This window comes from Exiguobacterium sp. E17S, from assembly GCF_057772545.1.
On record NZ_JBYLRU010000002.1, the window covers coordinates 236,204 to 250,679 of the forward strand.

14 protein-coding genes are annotated in these 14,476 nt (G+C 46.4%); 12 read left to right on the forward strand and 2 right to left on the reverse strand.

Annotated features, from left to right (window positions below; genetic code table 11):
* The first annotated feature begins 143 nt into the window (after positions 1 to 143).
* Positions 144 to 2,714 (forward strand): HAMP domain-containing sensor histidine kinase, encoded by a 2,571-nt coding sequence (locus AC3B4V_RS10395; RefSeq protein ID WP_488378356.1) that lies wholly within the window; start codon positions 144 to 146, stop codon positions 2,712 to 2,714.
* A gap of 195 nt (positions 2,715 to 2,909) precedes the next feature.
* A complete protein-coding gene (locus tag AC3B4V_RS10400) occupies positions 2,910 to 4,448 on the forward strand; it encodes a diguanylate cyclase domain-containing protein (RefSeq protein ID WP_488378357.1) in 1,539 nt (512 codons plus the stop codon).
* Positions 4,449 to 4,526: 78 nt separating this feature from the next.
* Here AC3B4V_RS10400 and AC3B4V_RS10405 read toward each other — a convergent pair whose 3' ends face one another.
* On the reverse strand, positions 4,527 to 5,165 hold the full coding sequence (locus AC3B4V_RS10405; RefSeq protein WP_488378358.1) for a FusB/FusC family EF-G-binding protein: 639 nt from the start codon (positions 5,163 to 5,165) through the stop codon (positions 4,527 to 4,529).
* Between the two features lie 123 nt (positions 5,166 to 5,288).
* Here AC3B4V_RS10405 and AC3B4V_RS10410 point away from each other — a divergent pair, with 123 nt between their 5' ends.
* The 3 genes from AC3B4V_RS10410 (at position 5,289) to AC3B4V_RS10420 (ending at position 7,015) form a co-directional block, all read left to right on the forward strand.
* Complete coding sequence (locus AC3B4V_RS10410; protein WP_064300587.1) at positions 5,289 to 6,023, forward strand: hypothetical protein; 735 nt, start codon at positions 5,289 to 5,291, stop codon at positions 6,021 to 6,023.
* Positions 6,024 to 6,087: 64 nt separating this feature from the next.
* Positions 6,088 to 6,537: a general stress protein gene (locus tag AC3B4V_RS10415; RefSeq protein ID WP_050678937.1), complete on the forward strand. Its 450-nt coding sequence runs from the start codon at positions 6,088 to 6,090 to the stop codon at positions 6,535 to 6,537.
* A gap of 28 nt (positions 6,538 to 6,565) precedes the next feature.
* Positions 6,566 to 7,015 (forward strand): universal stress protein, encoded by a 450-nt coding sequence (locus AC3B4V_RS10420; RefSeq protein WP_023466954.1) that lies wholly within the window; start codon positions 6,566 to 6,568, stop codon positions 7,013 to 7,015.
* 40 nt (positions 7,016 to 7,055) lie between these two features.
* Here AC3B4V_RS10420 and AC3B4V_RS10425 read toward each other — a convergent pair whose 3' ends face one another.
* The gene (locus tag AC3B4V_RS10425; RefSeq protein ID WP_023466956.1) at positions 7,056 to 7,253 is read right to left on the reverse strand and encodes a hypothetical protein; all 198 of its coding nucleotides are present in this window, start codon (positions 7,251 to 7,253) and stop codon (positions 7,056 to 7,058) included.
* A gap of 128 nt (positions 7,254 to 7,381) precedes the next feature.
* Here AC3B4V_RS10425 and AC3B4V_RS10430 point away from each other — a divergent pair, with 128 nt between their 5' ends.
* The 7 genes from AC3B4V_RS10430 to AC3B4V_RS10460 all read left to right on the forward strand — a co-directional run bounded on the left by AC3B4V_RS10430 (position 7,382) and on the right by AC3B4V_RS10460 (position 14,449).
* Positions 7,382 to 7,825, forward strand: a complete 444-nt coding sequence (locus tag AC3B4V_RS10430) for a MarR family transcriptional regulator (RefSeq protein ID WP_029343331.1) — start codon at positions 7,382 to 7,384, stop codon at positions 7,823 to 7,825.
* Positions 7,826 to 7,856: 31 nt separating this feature from the next.
* Positions 7,857 to 10,523 (forward strand): MMPL family transporter, encoded by a 2,667-nt coding sequence (locus AC3B4V_RS10435; protein WP_373953182.1) that lies wholly within the window; start codon positions 7,857 to 7,859, stop codon positions 10,521 to 10,523.
* Between the two features lie 84 nt (positions 10,524 to 10,607).
* On the forward strand, positions 10,608 to 11,456 hold the full coding sequence (locus tag AC3B4V_RS10440; protein ID WP_488378359.1) for an MBL fold metallo-hydrolase: 849 nt from the start codon (positions 10,608 to 10,610) through the stop codon (positions 11,454 to 11,456).
* Positions 11,457 to 11,533: 77 nt separating this feature from the next.
* On the forward strand, positions 11,534 to 11,662 hold the full coding sequence (locus AC3B4V_RS10445; protein ID WP_488378360.1) for a hypothetical protein: 129 nt from the start codon (positions 11,534 to 11,536) through the stop codon (positions 11,660 to 11,662).
* 107 nt (positions 11,663 to 11,769) lie between these two features.
* On the forward strand, positions 11,770 to 12,474 hold the full coding sequence (locus tag AC3B4V_RS10450; protein ID WP_058714012.1) for a hypothetical protein: 705 nt from the start codon (positions 11,770 to 11,772) through the stop codon (positions 12,472 to 12,474).
* Positions 12,475 to 12,584: 110 nt separating this feature from the next.
* Positions 12,585 to 13,745 (forward strand): ROK family transcriptional regulator, encoded by a 1,161-nt coding sequence (locus tag AC3B4V_RS10455; RefSeq protein ID WP_023466966.1) that lies wholly within the window; start codon positions 12,585 to 12,587, stop codon positions 13,743 to 13,745.
* Between the two features lie 221 nt (positions 13,746 to 13,966).
* The gene (locus tag AC3B4V_RS10460; protein WP_050678941.1) at positions 13,967 to 14,449 is read left to right on the forward strand and encodes a hypothetical protein; all 483 of its coding nucleotides are present in this window, start codon (positions 13,967 to 13,969) and stop codon (positions 14,447 to 14,449) included.
* Positions 14,450 to 14,476 lie beyond the last annotated feature (27 nt).

Here is a 14,476-nt window from a genome sequence, read left to right on the forward strand (position 1 = left end):
AGAAAGACCTTTTTTCGGGTACATTCCGAGAAAAGGTCTTTTTTGGATATCCTAGCTGTTGCTTCGAAAGCGTTTCTATTATATTAAATCTATAGAAACAAATGAAAAAGCATCATTCAACGAATGATGAGGAGGATACATTCATGGTGAATTGGATTCGGCGACGAATCGGTCGGCAACTGCTGACTGTTTTTTATGCGGTACTGATCGTAGTATCGATTACTTCGTTCTTTGTCTATGACTACATGGAAGGACGAATTGAAACATCAAAACAGAATCTCGAGACGATCAGTGAACAAAATCGCCGAGCCAATGATTTGTGGGACAATTGGCAAACGGTTCAGTTCGGTTTACGCGGATTCGTCATTTTTGGTAATCAGGAACGGTTTGATGAAATCCAAGCGCTCCGAACAGATATCAAAAGTGAGACAGATTGGTTCATGCGAAACGCCAAAACGGATGAAGAAGAAGAATTCGCAGCGCAAATGACGAATTTATATGAGTTATACTATGACGCCTTGTTCCCGTTGACCCAGTCTTACGTCAATGAAAAAAAGGCGAATCGGATCAATGAGGACTTTTTACAAGGAGATAGTCTGTTTTCCTTACCGATTGCGAAACGACTCGTTGAACAAGGACGGTTGAAGCCGACAGCGGACGGTTCGATTGATATTACGCCAGATATCGAAAAAGCATCTGCCGCACTTGATGAATACCGCACGAATCTCAGCCAACAACAAGAAACGGCTGTCGGAGAATTACGAAGTGAGGTCGCAAAATCACAATGGATTTGGATCTCGAGTATTATTGTGCTCATCGCCTTCATCCTTCTCTTCGTGCACCCGTTCCTTCGCCGGATGACACGACAATTACTACGCTTAATCGATGATAATCAGAAGCTCGCTCGGAAAGAACCGATTAAGATTGATAAAGCTGCCGAGCAGCGACCAGACGAAATCGGATTGTTGCGCGCAGCCTTTAATCGGATGGTCGTGACGACAAATGCCCATACGGATGCGATGCAAGGCAAAAACGAAGAGTTGCAGGCGCAAAGTGAAGAGTTGCTCGCGCAACAAGAAGAACTGCAAGCGCAACAAGAAGAACTCGAAGAAGCGTATCAAACAACGAAAAAGAATGAGGAAAAGCTCCGATTACGTAGCGAATTGACCGAGGCGCTTGCTGTTCGCGAAACCGTCGAATCGTATCCGGCAATCGTTCAAAAGATGATCGATATCACCTCTTCGGAGTACGGTGCTCTATTACTCTATGAAGAAGGAGCGTTCATAGGTGCGACGACGAAGGGGATGACGATGGATTATTTGAAAGTCCTTCTAAAAGATGAGATGTCCGTCATCAATCGATCGGTTCGTCAGATGGAATTCGTCCAATCGGAAAAACGAGTCACGCGTCAAAAAGACCATCCGTATTCATTCAGCACGCATGAAGTGACGATTCCGATTGAAGATCCGGAAACGCATGAATTGATTGCAGCCATCTATCTGGTTCGTTATAAATCTGCCTATAAAGGACAGCAGTTAACGGATATTCGCGAGTTTGCGCAACAGATGACGTTATCGCTCCTGCGAACGCGCTCGTATGAAGGGATGCGTCAAGAAAAAGAAAAGACCGAGCAAGTATTGGACTCCATCCGGGAAGCGATCATTTATCTTGAAGATGGAAACGGAGAGTTATATGTCAACCGTCCATTGTTTGAATTGATTCCAGAACTTCAATCGGAATTCACGGTGGATCGAACGTTACCGTCGAGTGAATATGTCATCGATGTGATGCGCCAGTTGGTGGATGATGTCGAGGCTTTTAATACGTATCTAGAGTTGATTCGTTCCGGTGAGATTTCACCGGAAAAGGTCCGATTTGATATTCGAAATAACACGGCTCATTTAGAAGTCTACGCAGAACGCATTGACGTCGTCGGAGGATGGAAGGGAATCATTCTCGTTTTACGGGATATTACCCGGGAAACAGAAGCCGATCGTCTCAAAACAGAACTCGTCTCAACCGTATCGCATGAGTTACGAACACCGCTCTCGTCGATTTACGGTTTTACAGAGTTGATGCTAAATCGAAAAATCGATGACTCAAAACAGCAGAAGTATCTGGCGACGATCCATAACGAGACGGAACGCTTATCAAACCTCGTCACGGATTTCTTAGATGTTCAGCGAATGCAGTCAGGTGGACAGTTATACCAAATGGCACATCTCGATTTATTTAGCCTGACTGAACAAGTGATATCTCTGTACGATGCTTCAAGTGAACGGCACGATCTTCATTTGCAATTGCTCAGCCCGGATCGTCCATTCATTTTAGGAGATGAGGATCGAATCAAACAATTGATGAGTAACCTGATCAACAATGCGATCAAGTATTCTCCGGATGGTGGGCGTGTTGACGTCTGGATCGATACGAAAGACGATCAAGCTATCATTGAAGTGAAGGATGAAGGAATTGGGATTCCACACCATGCCTTTGCCCACTTGTTTGATAAATTCTATCGTGTCGATAATTCCGATACACGTCGAATCGGTGGGACTGGACTTGGGTTATCGATTTGTAAGGAAATCGTCAAAGAGCATGAAGGTGTAATTCATGTGGAATCTGAAGTCGGCAAAGGAAGTCGCTTCATCATCGTGTTACCGCTCAGTTTAAGTGAATCGATCGAGTCGACAGAAGAGAATCGACGTTCTAGTTAAAGAACTAGGATACATTCCAACTAAACCGTGTTCAATCCGCTAGGGGCGAGCACGGTTTTTTCTTATGTTTAAAACGAGTAATCTTGTCAAAAAAGATTTCAATAAAATAAAAAAAGAGTGAATAAACAGCAATCCTGAACCGATATACCTATAGGACAAACGAACTATGGTTAAAAAAGGAAAGGGGGAATCGTCATGTATGAGAAATGGCTGGGAGTCGTTATAGGCTGGTTACTGTTTCATATCGGCTGGGTGACGTATGTGGGCACGGATACGGCAATCGGACAAGTCGTCAACAGTCTGTTCACGATCGGTGGTGTAACGATCTCCCTCTATTTGATTTGGCGGGCACAGCGACGCCAGGCAAGACGCCCTTTTACTTACCGCTTATTTTTTCTATTATTATTCGCTAATGCGATGCTTGGTATCGGCGAATGTGGACAGCTCCTATACTTTCTCCAAGGACGTACGCGAACGGAACCGTTTGATTGGATTGACTTGATCTTTAGTCTTCAAATCTTGATCTATATCATTGCTTTCGGTTATTTCCTTCGCAATCGACGGCAAGAAGTCAATTTGCGGGTCTTTTTGTTCGATGAGTTCATCATTTTAGTCGTTGCTGGATCGCTCTCGTGGCACTACTTAGTGACACCCTATTTAGAAGCAAATGCCTTGCTGACGATCGAAACGCTTTTATGGCTTCGTTATCCGATCGGTGATTTATTGTTGCTCGGCGGAATGATTGTCTTATTCTTTGGTTTGATGAAACGTGGTAATGGCGGATCGTTATTATTGATTCTACTCGCATTTCATTTTCAATTACTTGCCGACCTCCTATACGTCGTCCTAGAACGATTTGATTATCCATTTCCTTCGAGTTGGCTCGATCCGTTATGGTTAGCGACTGTCATGATCGTCGGGCTTGCCGCATATCGCTTTGACGCTGAAGAAGCGCTCGTTCCTCTTGACGTCACACGGAGATGGATCGATGTCTTACGTTTAATTACACCTTACTTATTCTTATTGATTCTATTCGTGACGATGGCACGGCAAACGATTAGTTGGAACGGTTTGACGATTGGTCTGATGATTGCCATACCGTTGTTGATTTCCCGTCAAATCCGGATTGTCGTTGACAATCAACGGTTGCGCGAAAATCTCGAAGCGAAGGTGGAAGAGCGAACGGAAGCATTAGCAACTGCCATGGAGGAGATGCGGCAAATGGCATACCACGATGCCTTAACAGGGTTACCGAATCGGTATCTGTTTGCGCGACTGTTCCAAGATGCCTTGTACCGGGCGGAAGCGAGTGAAGGACAAGTCGGATTATTCTTTATCGATATCGATCACTTCAAAGAGATTAACGATACGTACGGTCATCGCGTCGGAGATCAACTCATCGTCGATGTCACGACACGCTTACAAAAGAAACTGCCGCCCAATACAGTCATTTCAAGACAAGGCGGAGATGAGTTCGTCGTCTTGTTATTTGACGTTGAACAAGAAGCAGAAGTGGTGCAGTGTGGAGAACATCTCGTTTCCTTGTTCCAACAGCCGTTTCACCATGGCATCATTCCACTTCCCGTAACGGCAAGCATTGGTGGAGCGATCTATCCTGCGCATGCAGCCTCTCGATCAGACTTGATCGAGCAAGCAGACCTAGCGATGTATGAGGCAAAACGTCGCGGGAAGAATCAATTTTGCTTACATGATCCAGCGATAACGAACACCTGAACGCCGTCACATGCAAAAACACGCTCGTATACTGAACCTCATCGGATCAGTCATACGAACGTGTTTTTTTGATGCCTATCATTTCTTTTGCGTGCGTGCTAAGAACGTTTCAATGACTTCTGGATTCGTCACAGCTTGATTACATGCATCGCTGTCGATACACATATGATGACCAATCGTCTGGTGCTGTTCAGCTGAACGACGTGTCGTTGCGGTTACGAGTGTGATGTCACTATACGTATGGCAAATCGCACAAATCCCTTTTTGGATCGATGGCAGATAGGTTCCCTCGACGCCGATCCATTGACCGTCCAAAGGATAGACGAAGTATTTTTTTCGATTTCCGGTATCGTTCCAGCTTAAAAACGTCGTGTGAGCCCATTCAAAGGAGTAAAGTGGCGGAACATGTAACTTTTTCGTTTTTTTGAAGAGCTGACGGATGCGTGATTCAGAAATGCTCGGAAACGGTTGGACGAATGGTTCGACGTGTGCTAAATATGCGAGGAGATCCTGTTCGGATTCAGCGTCACGAATGTTCGTCAACAGCGCTTCCTGTTCTGGTGTAAGTACGGGCAATAGATCGAATATTTTTTCAGCAGCACTATACCGGACAGCATCACGAACATCGGGATCATGAACGGCAGCGAATTGATGTTGTAACAGGTCGACTTGATTCCGAATGAAGTTATATTGATAGGGCAATAAAAATGCGTCCATTCGCGTTCCTCCTTTTCTTTTCATCGTACCGGAATTTGGCAACAGAACAAAGCGACATTTTTGTTTTTCTGCCTCTTGCAAGGGGAATTGAATAACAGAATGAACGAGGAGGTGAAGAGGGACGTGCAGTATTTAACATTTTTACGCCTCATGAATATAGGAGCATTCCTCTTTGCATTGCTAGCGCGCGTCGTTTGGTCAAATCCGGTCACCCTTCCTGCGTTGCCTCTTGTTCCAGCACCTTTTTTTGATGCGATTACAGGTGTCGTGTTCACGACGTTGTTAATTTGGTGTATTCGACCGGTCCGAGCTTTTCCAGCGGATCGAGAACTGATTGAAGACATCGGGGGATGGCTCGCGTTATCGCTCCTGACACTTGGCGTCAGTAGTATGACCGGACCACCTTGGGAACTCGTCTGGACTACGATTTCATTCATCAGTCTTTGTTTAGTCTATATGAAAATTCAGTATCATCCTCGGCGCTCGCCTTGGATGCGCTCCCCATTTTCAGTATTACTTGCCTGGATGAGCACGATGCTGTTAATTTTACCATTTCGGATCTTATCGGATTTTCAGTTCACTTCGCTATTTGGTCTTTCCGAACAGCAATGGAGTACGATTGCACTCATCGTAGCGATTATCGGAGGACTATTGTTTGTCGTCATTCATTCCGATTGGGTATTCGGTCTCGCGCTCGTCTGGTATTTGATTGGATTGTACTTTAACGATCGCCTCTTTCTTCTGCAACAAATCGTAACAGGGGTCGGAATCGTATGTGTTTTACTCTTGTGCTATTACGTCTTCTATAAACGGCAACGTCTTTTTCGACAGCAATCGCCGAAGTCTTCTTCATCCTAGTCATGTTTTAGATGAATTTGGGGTATATCTCATATAGTTGCTATAAAAGGGGGAGACGTGTGTCATGGGAAAAAAACAATGGATCGGTGTCTATCAAAATGAGACGGATTTGATTCGAAAAATTGAGGATCTACATTTTGCTGGTTATCTAGAAGAAGATTTGTATGTCGTGTTGCAAGACAAAACCGATATGGCGATGTTACGCGGGCAATCAGCAGCGCAACTCGTCTCTGGAAAACGGACGCTATTTGAGCGATTTACAGGCAAACCGGCTTCGGCTGAGGAAATTCAAACCGCCTTCACGGAACTCGGATTACCGGAGTCGGATATTCGTCAACATGTCTTACGTGTCCAACAAGGTGAGTATGTCCTGTTAGCAGACGAAGCAGGTGCAGCACGTCCTGCACCGGAACCAAAAAGTATTTTGGAGACAGAACCAGAAGGGATCGAGGCAGAACGAAAACTCGATCACGAAAACCGCGCCCTCGAAAATGAAAATGACCGGATGCTGTAAGAGAGTCGTGCAGAAAGGATGATTCTTGATGGAGAGCCAGTATCATACGATTTTAGTGGCAGTCGATGGATCAAAGACGGCAGATCTTGCCTTTGAAAAGGCAGTGAAATTCGCCAAACTCGATCATGCCAAACTCGTCATCGCCCATGTCATCGATATTCAGACATTTGCTAATGTACGTGCCAATAAGCGTTTCATTGATCAAAACGTCACGGAATATGCACAAGGACTGCTCGATCGTTACGAGAAGCGGGCACGAGAAGCAGGCGTCGAGACAGTTGAACTGGTCATCGAAAATGGCTCTCCAAAAACATTGATTCCGAAGGTCATCGCACCACGTGTCGGTGCTGGGTTGATCGTCTGTGGGGCGGTCGGGATGAATGCGATGGAACGCATCATGATCGGGAGTGTCTCTGAAAACATCTCCCGTTATGCAAAATGCGATATCTATATCGTCCGTCCGAAAACCTTGAAGTGATATAAAACAGCACACATCGGTTGATGTGTGCTGTTTTATATCATGTTAAAAAATAATAGAAGATGCCTAATAAAATCAAAATGATCGGAAGAAAAATGAAATACATCCAAGACATGTTTTTGGCCGAAGTTTTGTGGTCATACTTTTCTTCTGCTGGTTGCTTGGCAATCCGTAACGTAAAGACAAGACCTACTAGACAGATGACTAACGCAATCCAAAACAAAGTCAACATAAGCATGCTCCTCTCTTCCTTTATCATACAGAAATTGGTCATGTTCTGCATCGGTAAGTTGTGACAGTTTAGAGTTGACAGACTTCTAGTTGAGGGGCTAAACTAACTTCATGAGTTTAGGGGGTAAACTAAAAATGAAAGACAATTTACGTGAAGCAGTCCTCCTGTTTGAAGAAGTCATGATCCACGGAACAGAACGCGTGTTGAAGTCGGTCGAAGCACCCGTTTGGCAAATGTATTCACCGGAACAACTTCATGTGTTGAAGCTCGTCGGAAAATATGGACCGATTTCGTCTGGGCGTCTCGCGGCAGTGCAGGGTGTTCACAAAAGTGCCATCTCGAATCGGCTGAAAAAGTTGACGGAAAAAGGTCTCGTCATCGTCGAACGACGAGAAGACGACCACCGGACGAAGTATATCTCACTGACGGAATCAGGTCGGTTAGTGGCAACTGAAGCGGAGCAAGAAATCTATACGTATCTTGAAAATTTGATTGAAGGAAAGGTCGAGGAAGAAGAAATCATCCAGTTCATCGAAACCTTTAAGAAGATCAAAGAGATTTTGCAGTTGAACGACTAAAGACAGAATCGAAGGAAGAGGAGAATCGGATATGCGACAAATCGTCAAATGGCGTTGGGCAATTCTTGCGTTATTGCTCATCGTCACAGTAGGTTTACTATTTACGGCACCAAACTTAGCTAAACAAGCAGAAGAAGCAGGTGCGATTCAGCTTGCAAATGATGCCGATTCACAACGGGCAGCTGACATTTTAGAAAAAGCGGGGGCAAGTGAAGAAACCATTTCTCTCGTCATTCCGCTCAAAGACAAAGTCAGCGATGCCGATCGAACATCAATCGGGCAAATCGTTAAGGATTTAGAAGCACTTGATCGTCCGGTCACGGATGTGTTGGATCCGTTTGAAAACAAAGAAACGGAAGGACAGCTCGTCTCAAAAGACAAAAAGACAGTTCTCGTGCCAATCACGGTCGATGGTTCGCAAGAAGAGATCGTCAAACTGGCAAAACAAATCCGGACGGACCTCTTACCAAAGGATCAAACGATTTATCTAACGGGTGAAGCGTTAATCAATGATGACGTCAATACGAGCTCGCAAGAGGGACTGAAGCGGACGGAACTGATTACCGTCGGATTGATTTTCGGACTGCTTCTGCTCGTCTTCCGTTCAGTCGTCACACCGTTCGTCCCACTCGTTGCGGTTGGGTTTACGTACCTGATCAGCCAATCACTCGTCGCCTTTTTCGTCGATTGGTTCGGCTTCCCGGTATCGAACTATACGCAAATCTTCCTTGTTGCCATCCTGTTCGGGATTGGAACGGACTATTGTATTTTGCTCCTGAGCCGGTACAAGGAAGAGTTGACGGCAGGACACGACGTTGAGACAGCGATTGTCAACACGTATAAGACAGCAGGGCGTACGTTACTCATCAGTGGTCTCGCTGTTCTCGTCGGCTTCTCGGCGATTGGTTTTGCGGACTTCCCGATCTTTAAATCGTCGGTCGCTGTTGCAGTCGGGATTGCTGTGCTCTTGCTTGTCTTGTTCACACTCGTCCCATTCTTCATGGCAACACTAAAAGAAAAGCTATTCTGGCCATCGAAGAAGGCGGCGAGTCACCAAGATAGTAAACTGTGGTCACATTATGGTGGATTATCGATTCGTCGTCCGTTGCTTGCGATGATCATCGTTGCGATCATAACGGTCCCGACACTCTTTACGTATGATGATGACCTTTCGTTTAATACCGTCGATGAGATTGGTGCGAAGTATGAGACGGTCAAAGGACTGAATGCGATCTCGGATGGATTTGGTGCAGGTGAGTCGCTCCCGGTCAACGTCATCCTGAAGAGTGACGATGATTTGATTACTGAAAAAACAGTTCCTTATGCGGAACAACTCAGTCGCGAACTGGTGAAGATTGACGGGGTCAAATCGGTTCGTTCGATTTCTCGTCCGACAGGCGAAGTCATCAATGATTTCTACGTCGATCGTCAATTAAAACAAGTTGCTGATGGCATGAAGAAAGCTACCGCTGGTCTTACGGATGTTCAGTCTGGTCTGACGACCGTTGAAGATAATCTCAACGGTATCACAGGACAGCTACCGGCAGGAGATGCGGCTTCAGCAGGTGCGAGTCAGTTGCAACAAGCAGCAGACGGACTTGGGCAAATTAACCAACAGTTGACGCTCGTCGGTCAAGGTCTACAATCGACCCAAAACATCCCGCAAACCGTTGGAACGTTGAATGCCTTGTCTGGTCAATTGAGCCAAGTTCAAGCCGGCATCAGTCAAGCAGCAAGTGGGATTGCGTCTCAAGGGGCGCAAGCCGGTCAACTTGGAAGTGGGTTGACGCAACTCGCGGACGGTGTCGGTCAAGCGAACGCAGGATTGACGAAAATTGAAAGTGGTCTTGAAGACATTTCCGATCTTCTGACCGAGATGGGACAAGCGACATCGATTCGGGGGACAGGTGTGTTCGTTCCAAAAGATACGCTGTCGGATAAAGCCTTTAAACCAGCAATTGATCGTTACGCGATCGATCAACAGACGGGATTGAAGTTCGAAGTCATCCTCGAAGATGATCCGTATTCTCCGGAAGCGATTCAAACGGTCGCTGCGATCAAAGAGACGACAGCGAAGACAATCAAAGGGACACCGTTTGAAGACAGCAGTGTTGCATACGGTGGTATCTCAAGCGTCAACAGTGATTTAAACGATACGTCGAAAGCCGATTTCAAACGAACAGTGACGGTCATGCTGATCAGTCTCTTCGTGATTCTAGCAATCATGTTCCGTTCGTTGATCATGCCGTTGTTCATGATCGGTTCGTTATTGCTGACGTATTATACGTCGATGTCGATCGCAGAGCTGATCTTCGTCAACGGACTCGGATATGACGGTATCAGTTGGGCCGTTCCGTTCTTCGGATTCGTTATGTTGATTGCCCTTGGTATCGACTACTCGATTTTCCTACTCGACCGTTTCCGGGAAGAGACGATCAAGGGACTCGATACGAAGGAAGCGATGTTCCTGTCGATGAAAAAGATGGGGTCTGTCATCATCACGGCAGCGATCATCCTCGCAGGAACCTTCGGAGCGATGATGCCGTCTGGTGTCTTGAGTCTCGTTCAAATCGCGACGATCGTCATCACAGGTCTACTCTTGTATGGTTTGATCGTCTTACCACTCTTGATTCCAGCGATCACGGTATCGTTTGGCAAAGGGGTCTGGTGGCCGTTTCGACCAAACGCTAAAAAATAATAACTAACCAGACCGGGTTCGTCTTCTAGATGAACCCGGTTTTGTCATGACGTATACTAAAAGCAGATGATAAGGAGGTAGAGCATGCAACACTTCAAACAACTAACTTCACGGATTTGGTATCAGACACCGGTCAGCGAGACGGACCGCCCGATTCTCGCCGTCGTACGTGGGGAAAATCATCAATTGATGATCGATGCGGGAAACTCGTCAGCTCATGCAGCACTATTCTTAGAAGAAATGAAGAAACACAATCTTGGATCACCTGATTTATTGGCATTGACCCACTGGCACTGGGATCATATTTTTGGGATGAAACATCTCGACCTGCCGTCAATCGCGACCAAGCAAACGATCGAACGAATGAAGGAGATGCAACCATACGCTTGGACAGATGGAGCGTTACAAGAACGAATGGATCAAGGCATCGAGATTCCGTTTTGTGCGGACGCGATCAAGCTCGAGTTCGGTTCGACACGTGATATCGAAGTCGTTTTACCGACGATCGGCTTTGAAGGAAAACTGGATCTTGATTTGGGCGGGGTACACTGTCAGTTGATTGAAGTCGAAAACGATCATTCCCCGGGAAGTCTACTCGTCTACATTCCGGAAGAACATGCCGTGTTCTTAGGTGACGCGATGTATGCCGATATTTTTTCGCCGGAGGTGAATTATACGGTCGAGCGGACGACGCGTTTATTAGCGGCGCTCGATCGTTTAGATGCCGACTATTATATCTGGTCGCATGGAGAAGCGATGCCGAAGTCGGAATTTGAAGAAGAGATCAACATGTTGCGTCGAGCCATTCGCGTAACAGAAGCGACCGGAGGACGACTGAAGGACATGCGGACCTTATATGCAGAAGAGACAGGACGACCGTTGACAGAAGATGAGACCGAAACATTGATTTATTTCGCAAATGGAACGAAATGACAGATCATAACAAGGGATTGGATACGAGACGTCGAAAAAGAGAAGTACTACGAGCTTGTTAAAGGGAGCGGTACTACATGACGAAGCAAAGATTCGAACGAGATGAAACCATCGATCGCGTCTTTTTTGGGAAAACGGGCATCTTCTCATTTTTAATCATCGTCGGAGGCATTCTATATCTACTATATGATTTGTATTTACAATGACCGGGACGCATGCGTTCCGGTTTTTTGAATTCAGGGGAGTGCACGAAAACCAGATATTGGGTAATAACTTGCGTGAGGCTGTTCGAGAAGGTGAGAGGAGATGTCGGATGAAACGAATTCAAATTGCGGATTTTGATCGACGCATGCCATCGATTGAACTGGTTGAAAAGGATGATCACTATGAAGCGATGCTTGTTCCGAGTTATGATCATACGTATCCTTCGACACAAATCCGGACGATCCGCTTAGCGGATATCTCCGTCAATCTGATTGTGACTCCGCAAGAAACACTGCTTGTTTCTGCGCTTTTTCATAAACCGGTTCAAGTGACGGATATTGTTTCCTGGATGCAATTGTATACGATTAGTTTTGCCCAGTCGGATGATACTGGTTATTTCGTCGAACAAGCGGATGAAATTTTAGAAGTCGTCTTGTATCAGAAACATCCGATTGTCATCGCGACACGTGGTCAGGATCGATTGTATTACGATACGACGGGGGCGATCGAGGTCCGACGGGCGATGAATGAATCGGTTGGCGAGCGTCCGTTGCTTTATTTGAATGGGGAAGCATGGTACGGTGTTCCACGTCTGACGTTTAATCGCATGAAGGATGAGTTACACGTCAACGGCACATTTTTATATGCGGACTATATGGATGCACACCACGGAAAAATCGGTTTCTTTCGCGAGAATGATCCGTCTCAACCGATTGTTTTGCTGGTCGGTCAAGCGATCGTCGAAATTGAACTGACCGAGAATCCGGACGGTTCACGTGTCTTGATCTTGGAACAACCATACGACGAAGCATGAAAGTGCACAAAAACCGTTCAGCAGATGAACGGTTTTTGTGTGAGACCGTGAAATCCCTTACAAAATATGCGAAGATAGTAAAGAGACAGACCAAAGGGGTTGAGGGGGACATGGCGAAAGAAACACCGCGTAATTCTAAATGGATGCGTTCTTATAATCGAGCACTCGTCTTGCGACTGATCCGGATGCATCAACCGATTTCGCGGGTCGAGTTAGCACAACGGACGAACTTGACGAAGCCGACGGTATCAAACATCGTCAGTGAATTGATTGCAGAACAACTCGTGACGGAGCGAGAGCTTGGGGTATCAAATGGGGGACGAAAACCGATCATGCTCGAACTCGTCGCAACAGAGCAATACGTCATCGGCATCGATGCAACAAGTCACCAATTCATCGGTGTCGTTGCGGATTTAAGTGGGAACACGATTCATGAGTCCGAAGCCGTGGGACGCTTTGAGACGAATGAAGAACTGATTGAAGCAATCGGTCGCTTATGCGAGACCTTGATTGCACAGACAAAAGGACGGGGAACGATTCACGGAATCGGGATCTCCGTCCACGGGATGGTCAATCCAGAGACAGGTGTCATTCTTTTTGCTCCACGATTCCATCTGCATGACGTTGAGTTGAAGGTACAACTCGAAGCACGTTTTGACTATCCTGTCTTCATCGAAAATGATGTCCGGGCACTCGCTTCGTTTGAGTTATTGTTCGGTGAAGGCGTCGGGGTCGAACAATTCTTCTATCTCTATGCTGGGGAAGGGATCGGGGGTGCTTATGTGCTCGACGGACAGCTTGTCGACGGACAACATCATATTACGGGAGAGGTCGGACATATGCGCCTTGATCTCGATGGTCCGATTTGCTCGTGTGGGAACCGAGGATGTCTTGAAGCGTTGGCAGGCGAAAAAGCATTGTTACGGGATTATGCTGTCGTTGATCCACAAGTCTCGACGCTTGCTGATTTGCGCAAGCGGTTGAACGAGGGAGACGAGCAGGCGGTTCGTGCGTATGAACGGGCGGGGGAATATATCGGAATCGGGGTCTTGAATACGATTCATCTTTTGAATCCACGCCGGATTTTACTTGGGGGACCGATGTTCGAGCTCGCACCTACGATCGTTGATCAAATCAAGGAACGGGTCGAGCACACGGCGTTGACCGCTGCTTCACGTGAAACCGATGTCAAGATGGTCCCGTGGGGTGAAAAACAGGGAGCGCTCAGTGCTGCGGCCCTTGCAACGAACAGTTTATTTCAAACGATTTAATGAGCCGATTCCGTGTCTTGCGAACCAGCAAGAGATGGAATCGGTTTTGTTATTCAAAAATAATTTAATGAAACCGTTTACAAATTAAAAAGTGATGTGCTATAGTCGATGTAAAGTTAGATAATAAATTTAATTTACTAAGTTCATGGTCAACTAAGTGGAGGTGGATGCAGGTTAGCAGGGGCTAATCAAGCTGAAGCAGGAAAGGGAGGCATCGCGCAATGGAACCATACGATCCATGGGTTTCGTACCGTGAAGCTTTCGGGCGTTACGGAGCAATCCGCGGTTTTTATTTTCATCGGTCGACGCAACAGATGACAGAACAGGGTCCAGGCGATGTCCCGACAGACGAGCAGGATATCGTGCTCGTCCGACCACGACGTGACGGTGTGTTTCAATTCCGGATGTCATCGGTACAAGGGGTCCTGACGATCCGTTCATCCGAGCTACACATTCGAAAAAATGAGAGCGGATACATTGAATTACGCGCACTCATGCAACACATGCGCTCTGCCGGTTGTTTGACGCTCGGTGGGGAGTTATATCTCTTCGTCCGACCGGACGTTGATACGCTGGCGTACCGTCTTCGATTGATTGCCCGCGTATTGATTCAGCTACAGGGAATGCCGATTCAGACGAAAGTGATCGAAGAATGGTGCAAACAAGCACAAATTGAAGGGGAACACGCTAGACGATACGCTTGACTACTTACACATAAAAGGGGAGCTCTT

Coding starts and splice junctions, on each gene's coding strand:
- AC3B4V_RS10395 (WP_488378356.1), top strand. CDS start 144: ATGGTGAATTGGATTCGGCGACGAATCGGTCGGCAACTGCTGACTGTT.
- AC3B4V_RS10400 (WP_488378357.1), top strand. CDS start 2,910: ATGTATGAGAAATGGCTGGGAGTCGTTATAGGCTGGTTACTGTTTCAT.
- AC3B4V_RS10405 (WP_488378358.1), bottom strand. CDS start 5,165: ATGGACGCATTTTTATTGCCCTATCAATATAACTTCATTCGGAATCAA.
- AC3B4V_RS10415 (WP_050678937.1), top strand. CDS start 6,088: ATGGGAAAAAAACAATGGATCGGTGTCTATCAAAATGAGACGGATTTG.
- AC3B4V_RS10420 (WP_023466954.1), top strand. CDS start 6,566: ATGGAGAGCCAGTATCATACGATTTTAGTGGCAGTCGATGGATCAAAG.
- AC3B4V_RS10425 (WP_023466956.1), bottom strand. CDS start 7,253: ATGCTTATGTTGACTTTGTTTTGGATTGCGTTAGTCATCTGTCTAGTA.
- AC3B4V_RS10430 (WP_029343331.1), top strand. CDS start 7,382: ATGAAAGACAATTTACGTGAAGCAGTCCTCCTGTTTGAAGAAGTCATG.
- AC3B4V_RS10435 (WP_373953182.1), top strand. CDS start 7,857: ATGCGACAAATCGTCAAATGGCGTTGGGCAATTCTTGCGTTATTGCTC.
- AC3B4V_RS10440 (WP_488378359.1), top strand. CDS start 10,608: ATGCAACACTTCAAACAACTAACTTCACGGATTTGGTATCAGACACCG.
- AC3B4V_RS10445 (WP_488378360.1), top strand. CDS start 11,534: ATGACGAAGCAAAGATTCGAACGAGATGAAACCATCGATCGCGTCTTT.
- AC3B4V_RS10450 (WP_058714012.1), top strand. CDS start 11,770: ATGAAACGAATTCAAATTGCGGATTTTGATCGACGCATGCCATCGATT.
- AC3B4V_RS10455 (WP_023466966.1), top strand. CDS start 12,585: ATGGCGAAAGAAACACCGCGTAATTCTAAATGGATGCGTTCTTATAAT.
- AC3B4V_RS10460 (WP_050678941.1), top strand. CDS start 13,967: ATGGAACCATACGATCCATGGGTTTCGTACCGTGAAGCTTTCGGGCGT.